We start from the raw sequence: 15,805 nt of genomic DNA, 5'->3' as shown, positions 1-15,805 counted from the left end.
CGCTCAGCGGGCGGCGCGTCGGGCGACGCGGGCGGCGAAGACGCCGGCCGACCACCCGTTGTCGACCTGCGACACCGCGACGCCGGGCGCCGCGGCCGACAGCATGGTCATCAGCGCGCCCAGGCCACCGAGGCCCGCGGGCTGGCCGGCCGACGTCGGCACCGCCACCACGGGCACGTCGGTGAGCGCGCCCAGCGTGGCGACCAGCGCGGCGTCCATCCCGGCCACCACGACCAGGCAGTCGGCGTCGGGCACCCGCGCCGGGTCGGTGAGCAGCGCGCGCACCCGGCTGCCGGCGACGTCGTCGTGCCGCACCGCCGCGCTGCCCGCGACCCGGGCGACGAAGGCCACCTCGGCCGCCACCGGGGTGTCCGCCCCGCCGGCGCAGACGACGGCGACCCGGCCGACCGGCTCGGGCAGCGGGCCGACGGCGGCGGCCATCGCGGCGGCGTCCATGGTCGTGTACGCGTCGTGCTCGCTCGCCAGCGCCACCAGCGTCTCCGCGCCCGCCCGCAGCACCAGCGCGGGGCGGTCGGGGTGCTCCCTGCGGGCCTCGCGGACCAGGGCCAGCACCTGATCGGTGGTGCGGCCGGTCGCCCAGACGACCTCGGGCTCGGGCGTCGCCGGCGCGGCGGCCGAGGTGACCGGGCCGAGCAGCGGCTCACCGGGCCGGTCGACGCCCAGCGGCGGATCGGCCGGGGCCGGCGCGACCAGCAACGGCGCGAAGCCGTCGTCGTCGGGTGCGTCGTCGGGTGCGTCGACAGCCGGCTCCGGAACCCCCGAGGAGCCGCCGAAGAGCACGTCGAGCGGCGCTCCGCCGGCGCGCTTCTGGGTGACCCCGGAGAGCCGGACGACCCGGTCGCGGCCGCTGCGCTTGGCGTCGTACAGGACCCCGTCGGCGGCGGCGAACAGCGTGCGGCGGTCGTCGCCGCGGGCGGCGGACGCGATGCCGACGCTGATCGTCACCGGCCGGCTCAGCCCCAGCGCCGCCCAGTCGTGCGCGGCGACCTTGCGGCGGGTGCGCTCCAGCGCGCGCTCGGCCTGCTCCGCGGTGGTGTCGGGCAGCAGGACGACGAACTCGTCGCCGGCCCAGCGGCACACCTCGTCGGTGTCGCGGACCCCGGCGATGAGCAGCTCGGCGACCGCGCGCAGCACGGCGTCGCCGCCGGGGTGGCCGATGGCGTCGTTGATCGACTTGAACCGGTCCACGTCGACGACGGCGAGCGCGGGCACGCCCCCGCCGGCGAGCAGGCCGTCCAGCCGCGCCTCGGCGTAGCGCCGGTTGGGCAGGTGGGTGAGCGGGTCCTCGTAGGCCTGCCGGCGCAGCTGGCCCGCGGCCCGCTCGGTCTCGAGCAGGCTCTTGCGGCGGCCGAACAGCTCGACCCAGCGGGTGCGCCGCTCGTCGACCCGGTCCAGCTCGTCGGCGAGGTAGGCCTGCAGGTAGGGCAGCGCGCGGCCGGCGTCGTCGAGCTCGGCGTGCAGCGTGCACAGCTCGCGCAGCGCGGCCCGCCGCAGCCGGGGCAGGCCGTGCTCGGTGGCCAGGTGCAGCGTGGAGACCAGGTGCTCGTCGGCGCCGCCCGCATCCCCCTGCCGGCGCAGCGTGCGACCCAGCGCGAGCTGCGCGGCGGCCCGCTGGGCCCGGTCGTCGGCGGCCGAGGTGAGCCGGACGGCGGCGCGCAGCGGCCCGGTCGCGGCGGCGTGCTCGCCCAGGCCCACCAGCGCCCAGCCGTGCACGATCTGCGCGGCGACGACGCCGGCGGCCTCCGGCGGCAGCAGCTGCAGCGCCTCCTCGGCCAGCTCGCGGGCCTCGGCGAAGTGCGGGACCGCGCTCTCCGGCAGCCCGTCGTCCAGCAGGCCCTCGCCGAGCTCGGCGCACAGCTCGCCCAGCCGTGTCGCGGCCTCCGCGACGAGCACGTCCGGGTCGCCGTCGCCCGGCTGCAGCAGAGCGGGGTCCGCGGCGGCCGACCGCGCCGCCTCGTGCGCCCGCCGCTGGAAGTCCAGCGCCAGGGGCATCAGCTCGAGGTCGGCCAGCACCCCGGCCAGCGTGCCGAGGGTGTCCACCAGCAGCCGGCTCGGCGGCAGCCCCGGGTCGAGCAGGCTGGCCGCCTCCACCGCCTCGTCCATGGCGGCGTCGATCCGCCGGGAGAGCAGCTCGATGCGCGCGTGCCGGGCGAGGCCCGCGGCGCGCTGCAGGCCGTCGTCCGTCGCGTCGAAGGCGGCCTTGGCCGACCGGACCAGCGCGATCGCCAGCGCCGCCCGCGAGGCGGACTCGGCGCGGATGTCGTGGGTGGGCTCGGGGTTGCCGTCGATCAGCTCGGCCACTCCGGCGTGCAGGTCCAGGGCGGGCTCCCGCTCGCCGTCGGCGCCGCCGGTCCCGACCGGGTCGCCGACCAGGGTGAACCCGGCGACGCGCAGCCGACGCACCAGCAGCTCGGCGCGCAGGGTGTCGGCCCAGGCGCGGCCCAGGTCGCCTGCACCGGCGTCCGGCTCGGCCGCCTGGTAGGGCGAGGGCTCGGTGTCGACGCCGGAGAGCAGCTGCTCGGCGTCGTCGAGCCGCCAGTTCGCGAGGGCAGCGGTCACCCGTTGGTGCAGGGCTCCGGGTGGCACGAGCGCACTGTGCACCGCACCCCCGGCGCTGTCGAGGACGTCGTCGGGAACGCGCCGTCCGCCGTCCGTCGTGCCCCACGAGTCCCAGCCGGCCGCGGTGCTCACGTGTCCGCCTCGCTGGCGCTCGTCGGCCGCGTTCGCGGGGCTGCTCTGCTCATTCGTGAGCTCGCAAGCTCGCTCACGCCCCGGCCCGCCCGTCGAGCGGCCCGCCGCCGGGCGCGCGGACCCGGTTGCGGCCGCTGCGCTTGGCGGAGAACAGCAGCAGGTCCGCGGTGTCGAACAGCGCCCGCCAGCCGGCCACCGGCTCGGGCTGCTCGTCGTCCACCTCGGGCGCCGTGGCCACCCCGACGCTCACGGTGACCGGCTCGGTCAGCCGGAGGTCCGACCAGTCGGCCGCGGCCACGGCGGCCCGCAGCCGCTCCATGACGACGACGGCCTGCGCCTCGGTCGCCGTCGGCAGCAGCACGAGGAACTCGTCGCCGGCCCAGCGGAACACCTCGTCGCCGGTGCGGCTGTGCTCGCGCAGCAGGTCGGCCACCCGGCGCAGGACGACGTCGCCCTGCGTGTGCGAGGCGCCGTCGTTGACCGCCTTGAACCGGTCGACGTCGACGACGGCCAGCGACAGCGGCTCGTCGCCGAACCGGAGCCCGGCCAGCCGGCGTTCGGCGCTGCGCCGGTTGCCCAGGCCGGTGAGGGGGTCCTCGAGGGCGTGCCGGCGCAGCACGGCGGCCTGCCGCTCGGCCTCCCGCAGCCGGCTGCGGCGGACGAACATCTCCGCCCACAGCTGCCGGCCGCGGGCGTGCGCCCGGCCGGTGTCGGCGCGGTAGGCCTCCAGCCAGTGCAGCGCCTCGGCCGGGCGGCCCAGGTCGGCGGTGTTCTGCCCGAGCTCGAGCAGGCACTGGCGGTAGCGGCGCCGGTCGCCGGCGGCGGCGAAGGCGCCGGCGGCGTCCACGAGCAGCTGCACGGCCTCCTCGCCGCGCACCCGGTCGCCGTCGCGGGCGGTGAAGCGGACCAGCAGCCGGGCCAGCACGAGGTCGGTGTAGCCGCGCAGCCACACGTCGCCGTCGGCCTGGACGTGGCGGTGCACGCGGCGCAGCGGGCTCAGGGCGGCCTCGAGGTCGTCGGTGCAGGTCAGCGCCCACGCCTGGAGCACGTCCAGCAGGTCGGCCTCGGCAGGCGCGGGCTCGCGGTCCAGCTCGCGGGCGGTCGTGGCGTGGCCGATGGCCTCCTCGGCGAGCTCGCGGGCGCGCTGCTCGTCGCCGCGGCGGCGCAGCGTCTGGGCCAGCTCGACGTGCTGCTGGGCGCTGAGCACCAGCGTGTGCCACCGGTCGTCGACGTCGGGCAGCTCGAGGGCCACGCGGTGGGCCCGGGCGGCGTGCGCGACCGCGAGTTCCTCGAGGTCGAGGCCGGCGAGGGTGAGGGAGAGCCACCGGTGCGCCTGGAGCAGCGGCCGCGAGGGTTCCGCGGCCGCGGGCTCCTCGGTGAGCAGGCTGGCGTCGACCGCCATGAGCATCGCGGCGTCGACGTGGTCGGCGGTGACCTCGACGTGCGCGAGGTAGGCCAGCGCCAGCGCCGTCCAGGTGGAGGGCAGGCAGTCGTGCAGCGCCTCGCGCGCCGCGGTCACCGCCGCGGCCGCCGACTCGTGGTCGCCGTCGGCCAGGCCGCGCCGGGCGGCCAGGGCGGAGCGCCAGGCGGTCCGGTACGGGTCGGAGGCGCCGGTCAGCTCCTCGTCGGCCTCGTCGAGCAGGCCACCGACGGCGGCGTCGTCCCGGTCGCCGGCGGTCAACAGGCGCCACAGGGCCGCGTCCAGCCGGTCGGTCCCGACCGGCGGTGGGCTGGGGGAGGCAGCGGCCGGGAAGGCGGGGGGCACGCCACCTCCAGTCGCGGGTCGTCGTCCGGGCTCCCCGGAGCTGCCGATCAGCGAGGCAGCTTCCCCCGGGTCGCGCTCTCGCCGTGACCCGCCCGCACTACCCTCGTCGGATGCCCGGGATGCACCCCAGCACGTCTCCTCCGCGGTTCGCCTATCTCGGGCCCGAGGGTACCTTCGCCGAGGCCGCGCTGAGCAGGGCCGTTGACCCCGGCGAGGGAACGACGACCCCCCGGCCGAGTGTCCCGGCCACGCTGGCCGCCGTCCGTTCGGGCGAGGCGGACGCCGGGCTGGTGCCGCTGGAGAACTCGGTCGAGGGCTCGGTGCCGGCGACCATGGACGGCCTGGCCGACGGCGACCCGCTGATCATCACCCGCGAGGTGTTCCTGCCGGTGGCGTTCACCCTCGCCGTCCGGCCGGGGACGACCCTGGACGCGGTGCGCTCGGTGGCCAGCCACCCGCACGCCCTCGCCCAGACCGGGCGGTGGCTGGAGGCGAACCTGCCCGGCGTCACGCCGCTGCCCGCGAGCTCCACCGCCGCCGCGGCGGCGGCGGTGGCGGCCGGCGAGTTCGACGCCGCGGTGTGCGCGTCGATCGCGGCCCGGCGGTACGGCCTGGACGCCCTGGCCGACGACATCGCCGACCACGCCGGCGCGGTCACCCGGTTCGTGCTGGTGTCCCGCCCCGGCCCGCTGCCCGCGCCCACCGGCAACGACAAGACGTCGCTGGTCGCCGTCGTGGGGGACCGGACGGGCGCGCTGCTGGACCTGCTGGCCCAGTTCGCCGCCCGCGGCATCTCGCTCACCCGCATCGAGTCGCGGCCCACCCGCCAGCGGCTGGGGGTCTACTCGTTCTCGCTGGACTGCGAGGGCCACATCGCCGACCACCGCGTCGGGGAAGCGGTCGCCGCGCTGCACCGGGTGTGCGACGACGTCCGCTTCCTGGGCTCCTACCCCCGCGCCGACGGGCGGGAGAACCGCGCGGTGCCGGAGGAGTCGGCCGACGCCGCGTTCGCCGAGGCTGGCGACTGGCTGGACCGGGTGCGCGCCGGAGACGTCTGAGCGGGCGGTCCGCCGCTACGCTGCGCCGCCGTGGTGCACGCTCCGCCGGTCGACCGGCACCCCTCTCCGGACGCCGCTCGCCGGGCCGCCGCGATCGAGCTCGGCGTCCTGCAGGGCCTCTACCTGCTCTTCCTGCTGCCGTGGTTCGTCCTGGCCGTCGGCGGCACGATGGGCCTGGCGAACTGGGACTCGGCGGCGGCCGCGCCGATCGTCCTGGGCTGGTTCGCCTACCCGTTCGTGGCCCTCGGCACGACGATCGCGGCCTGGGTGCTCTTCGCCTCCCGGCAGCACGCCGCCGCGCGGTGGGTCGACCGCGTGCCCCTGGTGTGGGTGGTTGTCGGCGTCGTCCTCGTCGGCTGGATCCTCCTCGCCGGCTGACCTCCGCGAGATCTGCACACTCGGGGTGTTCAGGGCGCTGAAGGGCCCGAGTGTGCAGATCTCGGGCCGTGGGCGAGCCGGCTGGGCCACCACACCCGGTCGCCGAGCAGGTGCACGGCGGCGGGCACCAGCAGGGTGCGGACGACGAAGGTGTCGAGCAGGACGCCGAAGCCGACCAGGAACCCGAGCTGGATGAGGATGACCAGCGGCAGCACCGTGAGCGCGCCGAAGGTGGCCGCGAGCACCAGGCCCGCGCTCGTGATCACCCCGCCGGTGACGGCCAGCGCGCGCAGCACCCCCTCGCGGGCCCCGTGCCGGAGCGACTCCTCCCGCGCCCGGGTCATGAGGAAGATGTTGTAGTCGATCCCCAGCGCCACCAGGAACACGAACCCGATCAGCAGCACCTGCGGGTCGCTGCCGGGGAAGTCGAAGAGGTGGTCGAACGCCAGCGCGCCGACGCCGACGGTGGCCGCCGTGCTCAGCGCCGTGGTGGCGACCAGCAGGATCGGCGCCACCACCGCGCGCAGCAGCAGGGCCAGCACGATCGTGATGACCAGCAGCACCAGCGGCACGATGACCAGCAGGTCGCGGGCGGCGGTCTCCTGGGTGTCGAGGTCCTGCGCCGAGGAGCCGCCGACCAGCGCGTCGGGCTCGACGTCGCGGACCGCCGTCCGCAGGTCGGAGACGGTGCTCTGCGCCGCCTCGCTGTCGGGGGCGTCGCCGAGCGTCGCCTCCAGCCGGACCAGGCCGTCGACCTCGAGCGGCTCGCCGCCGGCGCCGGGCGGGCCGGACTGCTCGCCGGTGAAGGGGGCGACCTCGGCGACGCCGTCGGTCGCCGCCGCAGCGTCCGCGACCTCCTGCCAGCCCCCGGCCGGCGTGATGATCACCGCTGGGCTGGCCGCGCCGGCCTCGAAGTGCCGGGCGATGGCCTCCTGGCCGGCGCCGGACTCGGAGCCGCCGCGCACGCCCTCGGACAGCGGGATGCCGTCGGAGTCGAACATCGGCAGGAAGAGCGACAGGGCGAGCAGCACCCCGCCGCTGATCAGCAGGTAGCGGCGCGGGCGGCGGCCGACCGAGGTGGCGATCCGCTCCCAGCCGCGGCCGTGCGCCTGCTCCTCGCCGAAGCGGGGGCGGAACGGCCAGAAGGCGGCGCGGCCGAACAGCACCAGGACGGCGGGCAGGAAGGTGAGCGCGGCGAGCATGGCGAAGGCGATGGAGACCGCCGAGATCGGGCCCAGGCCGCGGTTGGAGCCGAGGTCGGAGAACAGCAGGCAGAGCACGCCGAGGATCACCGTGCCGCCCGAGGCGAGGATCGGCTCCCACGACTGCCGGAGCGCGATGCGCATCGCGGTGGAGGTCGAGCGCTCCTGCCGCAGCTCCTCCCGGTACCGCGCGACGAGCAGCAGCCCGTAGTCGGTGGCCGCGCCCACGACCAGGATGGAGGCGATGCCCTGGCTCTGGCCGTTGACGTCGATCCAGCCCCGGTCGGCGAGGAAGTAGGCCACCGCCAGCGAGACGACCAGCGCCATGCCCGCGGTGCCGATGACCAGCAGCGGCAGCAGCGGGCTGCGGTAGACGACCAGCAGGATCAGCAGCACGACGCCGAACGCCGCGAGCAGCAGCAGGCCGTCGATGCCCGAGAACCCCTCGGAGAAGTCGGAGAAGACCGCCCCGGGGCCGGTGACGAAGGCGGTGGTGCCCTGGATCCCGTCGAGGGCGCGCAGCTCGGCGACGATCTCGGGCAGGGCCTCGCCCAGGTCGGGGTCGAAGGGCAGCACCGCCTGCAGGGCCTCGCCGTCCTCGGAGGGGATGACCGGTGACGGCTCGCCCCGCAGGGCGCCGGCGTCCTCGGCGATGCGGATGGCCTCGTCGAGCCGTTCCTGCGCCTGGGGGAGTGCGGCGGCGTCGAGCGGGCCGTCCTCGCTCTCCCACAGCAGGATCACCGGCAGCGCGCGCTCGGTCTGGAACTGCCGCTGCAACTCGGTGACGCGCGTGGATTCGGCGCTGTCGGGCAGGAAGGCGGCCGAGTCGTCCTCCGACACCTCGGCGAGCCTCCCGCTGAACGAGCCGAGCGGGCCGGCCAGGCCGATCCACAGCAGGGCGACGACGGCGGGGAGGATCCAGCGGAGGGCGCGGCGAGGCATGATTTTCCTTGACGGTCGATTATCTCGATCATCGAGATGATAGGCAGGGTGTGCCGGGTCCCGCCCGGGAAGGGGTCGCAGGTGGTGTCCGACGACGGCGAGCGCCGTGAGCTCGTGCTGCTGCTGCGCCGGCTGTCCGTCGAGCTGGACGCGGTCAGCCAGCGCTTCGCCGAGGAGCACGGGCTCGGCCGCACCGACGTGCGCGCCCTCGTCGCGATCATGGACGCGGCGCGCCGCGGGGAGGCGCTCACCGCGGGGCGCCTGGGCGAGGCGGTCGAGCTGCGGTCGGCGTCGGTGACGGCGCTGGTCGACCGCCTGGAGCGGGTCGGCCACGTGCGACGCGAGCGCGACCCGGAGGACCGGCGCCGGGTGTCCCTGCACCTGTCCGACTCCGCCCGCACCGCCGGCTCGGAGCACTTCGGCGGCCTCGCGCGCGACCTGGTCGCCGCGCTGGAGGGCTACACCGACGAGGAGCTCGCCGTCGTCCGCCGGTTCCTGGTCGACATGACCGAGGGGGTCGCCCGGCACGCCCGCACCGACCCGCCGCCGGCGGCCCCGACCCAGGCATAGGTACCTCTGCCCGCGTTCCAGGGCCCGGGACCACCGGTAGAGGTACCCAAGCCTGGGTGGGCTCGAGCAGTTGCGCTGGAGTGCGCTCCAGCTCCTAGCGTCGCCGGCATGCGATCTGTGACGGGGTACGCGGCCACCGAGCCGGGTGGGCGGCTGCGGCCGATCGAGTTCGAGCGGCGGGACCTGCGGGCCGACGACGTCGCCGTGCGGGTCACCCACGTGGGTGTCTGCCACAGCGACCTGCACGCGGTGGAAGGGCTGGCCGCCGGTGCTCCGCCGCTGGTGCCCGGCCACGAGTTCACCGGCGTGGTCAGCGGGGTCGGCTCGGACGTGACCCGCCTGCGGGTGGGCGACGCCGTGGCGGTCGGCAACATCGTCGACTCGTGCGGGGAGTGCGAGAACTGCCTCGCGCACCGGGAGTCCTACTGCGTCGGCTTCCCGGCGCTGACCTACGGCGGCCGCGACCTGCGCGACGGGAGCCCGACCCAGGGGGCGTACTCGACGGAGTACGTCGTCCGCGACGCCTTCGCATACGCCCTGCCCGAGGGGCTCGACCCGGCCGGCGCCGCCCCGCTGATGTGCGCGGGCGTGACCACCTGGGCGCCGCTGCGCCGGGCGGGCGTGGGCCCCGGCCGGCGGGTCGGCGTCGTCGGGCTCGGCGGGCTGGGCCACCTCGCGGTCAAGTTCGCCGTCGCGCTGGGGGCGGAGGTCACGGTGTTCACCACCTCGGCGGGCAAGGAGGACGCCGCCCGCGCGCTCGGTGCCGCGCAGGTCGTCGTCTCCACCGACGAGGCGGCGATGCGCGCGGCGTCCGGCCGGCTCGACGTCGTCGTGGACACCGCGTCCGGGGCGCACGACGTCTCGCCCTACCTGCGCACGCTGCGGCTCGACGGCACCCTCGTCGTCCTCGGCCTGCCCGAGCGGTACTCGGTCGAGGCGTTCAGCCTGCTCGGCCGCACCCTCACCGTCTCCGGCTCGGCCGGCACCGTCGAGACGCGGGAGATGCTCGACTTCTGCGGCGAGCACGGCCTCACCGCGGACGTCGAGGTGCTGCCGCTCGCCGAGGTGAACACCGCCTTCACCCGGCTGGCCGACGGCGACGTGCGCTGGCGGTTCGTGCTCGACGTGACCGCCTAGCGTGGTGCCCGTGATCACGGATCCGGGCATCCGCGAGGTGTCCGAGCAGACGGGGCTCAGCATCGACACGCTGCGCTGGTACGAGCGGGAGGGGCTGATCCCGCTCGTGCAGCGCACCGCCGACGGCCGCCGCCGCTACCCGCCGGCCGCCGTCCGCTTCATCCGGCTGGTGCAGGCGCTGCGCCGCACCGGGATGCCGGTGGCCGACGTGCGGGCGTTCGTCCAGCTGGGCGGCGGGACGCCCGACGTCCACCCGCTGCGGCTCCGGCTGCTCGAGCAGCAGACCGAGGCGATCGAGGCCCGGCTCGCGCAGCTGCGGGAGGACCTCGCCGTGGTGCAGGCGAAGACGGCGGAGTACCGGCGGCTGATCGCGCTCGGCCTGGACTGCGAGGACGAGGTGGCCGACCGGGAGGCCGTGGCCTGACCCCGAGGTGACGGCCGCTACCGCGGAGCCCGCGGCCCGGGCAGGATGGCGCCCTCGGGACGGGGGCGCGGACGGTGGACTTCGAGTGGGTGCTCCGGGCGTGGCTCCCGGCAGCCCTGGCGTTCCTGCTGTCCGGGTTCGGCTGGGCGGCAGGCCCCTGGCCGGTCCCGGCGCCGGCCCCCGTCGTCCCGCCGGACCTCTTCGCCGAGCGGCCGGAGCTGCCCGACTGCGGCCGCGCCCGCCTGGTCGTCCTCCAGGACCGGGTGACCGGCGCGGCGGCCGACTGCTTCGCCGCGGCGGTGGCCGCCGGCCGGACCGCGGAGCTGGTCGTGCTGGTGCACGGGGTCGACAGCCTCCCGGTGCCCATGTACCACCGGGCGCTGCCCGACGGCACGGGCGAGGTGTTCGTGGACAACCGGCCCGACAGCTACCGCAGCGTCGACTGGCAGCACCTCGTGTGCCCCCGGGCGCAGGTCTTCCCGGACGTCGACGACTGCGAGTTCCGCGACCTCTGAGCTAGAGGTAGAGCCCGGTCGACTCCTCGATCCGCTCGGCCGCGACGGCGTGCACGTCGCGCTCGCGCAGGATGATCAGGTCCTCGCCGTGCACCTCGACCTCGTGCTGGTCCTCGGGCGAGAACAGCACCTGGTCGCCGACCTTGACCTGCCGCACGCTCGGGCCCACGCCCTTCGCCTCGCCCCAGACGAGCCGCTTGGCCACCTGGGCGGTGGCGGGGATCAGGATGCCGCCGCTGGAGCGCCGGTCGCCGTCCTCCTTGCGGAGCGCGACCAGGATGCGGTCGTGCAGCATCTTGATCGGCAGCTTGCCGGTCGCGGCGATGTCGTCGGGCACGTCCTCCGACGCTACCCGCCCGCCCCTTCCTGCTTTTCCGCGGTAAAGCGGCGTGCTTTTCCGGGATGGAGCAGGCTGCCTTTCTGGGGAAAAGGCAGGCGGTTTCAGCCCCAGCCGAGCTCGTGGAGGCGGTCCTCCTCGATGCCGAAGTGGTGCGCGATCTCGTGGACGACGGTGATCGTGACCTCCTCGACGATCTCCTCGGCCGTCTCGCAGATGTCGCAGATCGCCTCGCGGTAGATCATGATCCGGTCCGGCAGCGCCCCGCCGTACTCCCAGCCGCGCTCGGTCAGCGCGTACCCCTCGTAGAGCCCGAGCAGCTCGGGCTCGTCGGGGTTCCGGTCCTCGACCAGGACGACGACGTTGTCCATGAGGGCCAGCAGGTCCGGCGGGACCTGGTCCAGCGCGTCGGCGACCAGCGCCTCGAACACCGGCAGTGGCAGGACCCTCACCAGGACGTCGGCAGCGGGCGGCCCTCCTCGTAGCCGGCCGCGCTCTGCACCCCCAGCACCGCCCGCTCGTGCAGCTCGTCGACGGTGCGGGCGCCCGCGTAGGTGCACGAGGACCGCACGCCGGCCACGATCTGGTCGATCAGGTCCTCGACCCCCGGGCGGGCCGGGTCCAGGTACATCCGGGACGACGAGATGCCCTCCTCGAACAGGCCGGCCCGCGCCCGCTCGAAGCCGGAGGCGCTCGCCGTCCGCGCCTTGACCGCCCGCGCCGAGGCCATGCCGAACGACTCCTTGTAGAGCCGGCCCGAGCCGTCGTCGTGGATGTCGCCGGCCGACTCGTACGTCCCGGCGAACCAGGAACCCACCATCACGTTCGCCGCGCCGGCGGCCAGGGCGAGCGCGATGTCGCGGGGGTGCCGCACGCCGCCGTCGGCCCACACGTGCCTGCCCAGCGAGCGGGCCTCGGCGGCGCACTCCTCCACGGCGGAGAACTGCGGCCGGCCGACACCGGTCATCATCCGGGTGGTGCACATCGCGCCGGGGCCCACGCCCACCTTGACGACGTCGGCGCCGGCCTCGATCAGGTCGCGCGTGCCCTGCGCCGTCACCACGTTGCCGGCGACGACCGGCGCGGACCCGGCCACCGACCGCACCGCGCGCAGCGCCTCGATCGCCTTGTCCTGGTGCCCGTGCGCGGTGTCGACCACCAGCACGTCGACGCCCGCCGCGAGCAGCGCGCCCGCCTTGCCGGCGACGTCGCCGTTGATGCCCACGGCGGCCGAGGTGAGGAGGTGCCCGTCCTGGTTGACCGCCGGGGTGTAGATCGCCGAGCGCAGCGCGCCCTTCTTCGTGACGACGCCGACCAGCCGGTCGCCCTCGACCACGGGGGCCGCGCTGATCCGCTCGCCGGAGAGGACGTCGAAGATCTTCGGCAGGTCGGTGCCGGCCGGGATGGTCAGCGGCTCGCGGGTCATCACCTCGGACAGCTGGGTGAACCGGTCCACACCCTGGCACTGCCCGTCGGTGACGACGCCGACCGGCGAGCCGTCCTCGACGACGACGACGATTCCGTGCGCGCGCTTGGTGAGCAGCGACAGCGCCTCGCCGACCGTCGAGTGCGGGGAGAGCGTGATCGGGGTGTCGTAGACCGGGTGCCGCTGCTTGACCCAGGAGACGACCTCGGCGACGACGTCGACCGGGATGTCCTGCGGCAGCACCGCGAGCCCGCCGCGGCGGGCAGCGGTCTCGGCCATGCGGCGACCGGAGATCGCCGTCATGTTGGCGACGACCACGGGGATCGTCGTGCCCACGCGGTCCGGCGTGGTGAGGTCGACCTCCAGCCGGGAGCCGACCGTCGAGTGGTTGGGCACCATGAAGACGTCGGCGTAGGTGAGGTCGTGGTCGGGCCGCTGCAGGAAGCGCATGCCCCCAGTGTCCCTGAGCCGCCCCTCCGCCGGGGAGTCCGCGCCTGCCACCTCGGGGGGAGGCGCTCAAGCAGTCCCGGCGAGTGGCCGATGCGGTTCCGGTGACGGCCCGACCCACCTCCGCGCCCCGCCGGGACGCGCCCACCCTGCGCGTGCTGCTGCGCCGGCCGTTGCTGGTCGGGCTGGCGGCGCTCTCGGTGGTCGCCGTGACCACGGTGGCCCTCGCCGTCGTCGCCGTCACCGTGCTCGGCTCCCGGGTCGACCGGGCGAACCACCTGCTCAGCGACCTGCAGGACGCCCACGTGGCCATGGTCGACCAGGAGACCGGGCTGCGCGGCTTCCTCGTCACCCGGCAGGTGCGCTTCCTGCAGCCCTACTACCGCGGCGTGTCCGAGCTGGCCCGGACGACGGCCTCGCTCGACGAGCAGGCCCGGGGCGACCGGGCGACGACCGACGAGCTCGAGCGGCTGCGCGCCGCCCAGGCGGACTGGGTGGAGACCTGGGTCCAGCCGCTGCTGGTCTGGCAGCCGCCCGTCGACGACGGCGCCGCCCTCGCCGAGCTGCTCGAGGAGGACAAGGCGCTGTTCGACGCCTACCGCGCCGTCGCGGCCGAGGTGCACGCAGCCGTCGAGGAGCGCCGGGACCGGGCGGAGACGCTGGGCGACTGGGTCGTCCTGGGCGGCGCCGGCCTCTTCGTCGTCGTCGTGGTCGCCGTCGGCACGGGCGTGTGGCGCGCCCACCGGCGGGTCACCGGCCTGCTCGCGCCCCCGATCGACGGCGTCCGCAGCACCCTGGCCGACCTGGCCGCCGGCGACCTGGACAGCTGCCTGGTGCCCCGCGGCCCCGCGGAGCTGCGCGAGATCGCCGAGGACGTCAACGTGCTGGGCAGCGCGCTGCGGCAGCACGAGGAGACCGTCGCCGCCCGCGAGCGGGAGCTCGTCGAGGCCCGCGACCAGGCCGAGCGCGCCGGGCAGGCCCGGGCGGCGTTCCTGGCCACGATGAGCCACGAGATCCGCACGCCGCTCAACGCCGTCCTCGGGCTCACCGACGTGCTGCTCACCACGGAGCTGACCGACGGCCAGCGCGGCCACCTGGAGACCATCGCCGGCAGCGGCGACAGCCTGCTCGCCGTCATCAACGACATCCTCGACTTCTCGAAGATCGAGGCCGGCGAGCTCGAGCTGGAGCAGGCGCCCTTCGACCTGCCCGGCGTGCTGTACGACGTGGCCCGGCTGCTCGCCCCGCAGGCGGCGGCCAAGGGCCTGGACCTGCTGGTCGACGTCGACGCCGACTGCCCGCAGGAGGTCATCGGGGACAGCGTGCGGCTGCGCCAGGTGGTGCTGAACCTGGTGAGCAACGCGCTGAAGTTCACCGAGCACGGCGAGGTCGTCGTCGGGCTCTCCGCCCGCGTCGACGCTGGTGCGCTGCGCTGCCGGGTGTCGGTGACCGACACCGGCATCGGCATCCCCGCCGCGCAGCAGCAGCGGCTCTTCCGCGCCTTCAGCCAGGTCGACGCCTCGACCACCCGCCGCTACGGCGGGACGGGTCTCGGCCTGGCCATCAGCCGGCGCATCACCGAGGCGATGGGCGGGGACATCGACGTCGTCAGCATCCCGGGGGAGGGCTCCACCTTCACCGCCACGGTGCGGCTCCGGCCCGGCACCGGGGCCGGCGAGCCCGGCGATCGACCGGGCCTGACCGGCCGCCGCCTGCTGCTGGTGGACGACAACCCGACCAACCTGCGCATCCTGGAGCAGCAGCTCACCCGCGCCGGCGCCGAGTGCGTGCTCGCCCACAGCGGCGCCGAGGCGCTGGAGCTGCTCGCCCGCGGGCCCGCCTTCGACGCCGGCCTGCTGGACCTCCGCATGCCCGATCTGGACGGCGCCGAGCTGGCCGGTCTCCTGCGCGCGGCCCCCGCCACCGCGTCGCTGCCGCTCGTGCTGCTGAGCAGCTCGCCGTCGGCACCGGCCGGGGACGGCCTGTTCGCCGCCCGGCTGCACAAGCCGGTGCGCCCCGAGCGCCTGGTGACGACGCTCCGCTCGGTGCTCCGCACGGCCGCACCCGCGACCGGGCGCCCGGGTGCCCCCGCACCGGCCGACGACCGCACCGACCGGCCGCTGCGCGTGCTGGTCGCCGAGGACAACGACGTGAACGCGCAGCTGGTCGGCCTCTACCTCGACCGGCTGGGGCACCGCAGCGACCGGGTCGCCGACGGCCGGCAGGCCGTCGAGGCCGTGCGGACCGGGCAGTACGACGTCGTCCTCATGGACGCGCAGATGCCGGTGCTGGGCGGGGTGGACGCGACCGCCGCGATCCGCGCGCTGCCGGTGCGGCAGCCGCGCGTCCTGGCCCTCACCGCCGGGGTGCTGGCCAGCGACCGGGCCGCGTTCCTGGGCGCCGGCGCCGACGACTTCCTGACCAAGCCGCTGCGCATCGGCACCCTCCGCGCGGCGCTCGAGGCGTGCCGCCCGGCCGACGCCGATCCCGCGCCGACAGACGTGCCCGACGTCCTCGACGTGCCCGACGTCCTCGACGTCGAGATCGTGGAGGAGATCCGCAGCCTCGGCGAGGAGTCCTTCGACGAGCTGTACGCGGGGTACGCCGACAGCCTCGCCGCCGCGCTGGCCGCCCTCGACGCCGCCGCGGCCGCCGCGGAGGCACCCGCCGCCGGCCCCGGCTCGGTGCCCGGCCTGGCTCACCGGCTGAAGGGCAGCAGCGCCACGATGGGCGCCCTGCGGCTCGCCGAGCTGTGCGGGCAGGTCGAGCACGCGGGCGCGCCCGGCGAGCGCGACCGGGCCCTGCTCGAGCTGCAGGAGGAGAGCGCGCGGGTCCAGGACGCCGTCCGGGCCCTGCTGCGCGGCGTGGGCTGAGGCCGCGCCACCTACGATC

13 protein-coding genes are annotated in these 15,805 nt (G+C 75.9%); 7 read left to right on the top strand and 6 right to left on the bottom strand.

The window, feature by feature from the left end; translation table 11 throughout:
- Positions 1–3 precede the first annotated feature (3 nt).
- Positions 4–2,607 carry a diguanylate cyclase domain-containing protein gene (locus tag ACI79H_RS03900; RefSeq protein ID WP_456553050.1) on the bottom strand — a complete coding sequence of 868 codons (2,604 nt, stop codon included), beginning with the start codon at positions 2,605–2,607 and terminating at the stop codon, positions 4–6.
- A 178-nt stretch (positions 2,608–2,785) separates the two neighbouring features.
- Positions 2,786–4,477: a diguanylate cyclase gene (locus ACI79H_RS03895; RefSeq protein WP_456553049.1), complete on the bottom strand. Its 1,692-nt coding sequence runs from the start codon at positions 4,475–4,477 to the stop codon at positions 2,786–2,788.
- 110 nt (positions 4,478–4,587) lie between these two features.
- Between ACI79H_RS03895 and pheA the strand changes: the two genes are divergently transcribed.
- Together pheA and ACI79H_RS03885 are read left to right on the top strand one after the other, a co-directional pair.
- Positions 4,588–5,535 carry a prephenate dehydratase gene (pheA, locus tag ACI79H_RS03890; protein WP_456553048.1) on the top strand — a complete coding sequence of 316 codons (948 nt, stop codon included), beginning with the start codon at positions 4,588–4,590 and terminating at the stop codon, positions 5,533–5,535.
- A gap of 30 nt (positions 5,536–5,565) precedes the next feature.
- Entirely contained in the window at positions 5,566–5,913 is a 348-nt protein-coding gene (locus ACI79H_RS03885) for a hypothetical protein (RefSeq protein ID WP_456553047.1), read from the top strand.
- Between the two features lie 29 nt (positions 5,914–5,942).
- Here ACI79H_RS03885 and ACI79H_RS03880 read toward each other — a convergent pair whose 3' ends face one another.
- Positions 5,943–8,057: an MMPL family transporter gene (locus ACI79H_RS03880; protein ID WP_456553046.1), complete on the bottom strand. Its 2,115-nt coding sequence runs from the start codon at positions 8,055–8,057 to the stop codon at positions 5,943–5,945.
- Positions 8,058–8,138: 81 nt separating this feature from the next.
- Here ACI79H_RS03880 and ACI79H_RS03875 point away from each other — a divergent pair, with 81 nt between their 5' ends.
- The 4 genes from ACI79H_RS03875 to ACI79H_RS03860 all read left to right on the top strand — a co-directional run bounded on the left by ACI79H_RS03875 (position 8,139) and on the right by ACI79H_RS03860 (position 10,703).
- On the top strand, positions 8,139–8,627 hold the full coding sequence (locus ACI79H_RS03875) for a MarR family winged helix-turn-helix transcriptional regulator (RefSeq protein ID WP_456553045.1): 489 nt from the start codon (positions 8,139–8,141) through the stop codon (positions 8,625–8,627).
- 108 nt (positions 8,628–8,735) lie between these two features.
- Positions 8,736–9,764, top strand: coding sequence for an NAD(P)-dependent alcohol dehydrogenase (locus tag ACI79H_RS03870; protein WP_456553044.1), 1,029 nt, complete (start codon positions 8,736–8,738; stop codon positions 9,762–9,764).
- A 10-nt stretch (positions 9,765–9,774) separates the two neighbouring features.
- Positions 9,775–10,188 (top strand): MerR family transcriptional regulator, encoded by a 414-nt coding sequence (locus tag ACI79H_RS03865; protein WP_456553043.1) that lies wholly within the window; start codon positions 9,775–9,777, stop codon positions 10,186–10,188.
- Positions 10,189–10,262: 74 nt separating this feature from the next.
- Positions 10,263–10,703, top strand: a complete 441-nt coding sequence (locus ACI79H_RS03860; RefSeq protein ID WP_456553042.1) for a hypothetical protein — start codon at positions 10,263–10,265, stop codon at positions 10,701–10,703.
- Between the two features lies 1 nt (position 10,704).
- Here ACI79H_RS03860 and ACI79H_RS03855 read toward each other — a convergent pair whose 3' ends face one another.
- The 3 genes from ACI79H_RS03855 to ACI79H_RS03845 all read right to left on the bottom strand — a co-directional run bounded on the left by ACI79H_RS03855 (position 10,705) and on the right by ACI79H_RS03845 (position 12,916).
- Positions 10,705–11,040 carry a GroES family chaperonin gene (locus ACI79H_RS03855; RefSeq protein ID WP_311347123.1) on the bottom strand — a complete coding sequence of 112 codons (336 nt, stop codon included), beginning with the start codon at positions 11,038–11,040 and terminating at the stop codon, positions 10,705–10,707.
- 104 nt (positions 11,041–11,144) lie between these two features.
- Positions 11,145–11,492, bottom strand: coding sequence for a metallopeptidase family protein (locus ACI79H_RS03850; protein WP_456553041.1), 348 nt, complete (start codon positions 11,490–11,492; stop codon positions 11,145–11,147).
- Positions 11,489–12,916: a GuaB1 family IMP dehydrogenase-related protein gene (locus tag ACI79H_RS03845; RefSeq protein ID WP_456553040.1), complete on the bottom strand. Its 1,428-nt coding sequence runs from the start codon at positions 12,914–12,916 to the stop codon at positions 11,489–11,491. Before ACI79H_RS03845 ends, ACI79H_RS03850 begins: the two co-directional genes overlap by 4 nt.
- A gap of 101 nt (positions 12,917–13,017) precedes the next feature.
- Here ACI79H_RS03845 and ACI79H_RS03840 point away from each other — a divergent pair, with 101 nt between their 5' ends.
- Positions 13,018–15,786 carry a response regulator gene (locus ACI79H_RS03840; RefSeq protein ID WP_456553039.1) on the top strand — a complete coding sequence of 923 codons (2,769 nt, stop codon included), beginning with the start codon at positions 13,018–13,020 and terminating at the stop codon, positions 15,784–15,786.
- Positions 15,787–15,805: the final 19 nt, after the last annotated feature.

It is taken from the genome of Blastococcus sp. SYSU D01042 (assembly GCF_054050515.1).
Note: the sequence above shows the minus strand (reverse complement) of the source record. Positions and strands in the feature narration are given on the sequence as shown.

Excerpts from the sequence above, each read along its gene's own strand:
- ACI79H_RS03880 (WP_456553046.1), bottom strand. The coding sequence starts at position 8,057 with ATGCCTCGCCGCGCCCTCCGCTGGATCCTCCCCGCCGTCGTCGCCCTG.
- pheA (WP_456553048.1), top strand. The coding sequence starts at position 4,588 with ATGCCCGGGATGCACCCCAGCACGTCTCCTCCGCGGTTCGCCTATCTC.
- ACI79H_RS03845 (WP_456553040.1), bottom strand. The coding sequence starts at position 12,916 with ATGCGCTTCCTGCAGCGGCCCGACCACGACCTCACCTACGCCGACGTC.
- ACI79H_RS03870 (WP_456553044.1), top strand. The coding sequence starts at position 8,736 with ATGCGATCTGTGACGGGGTACGCGGCCACCGAGCCGGGTGGGCGGCTG.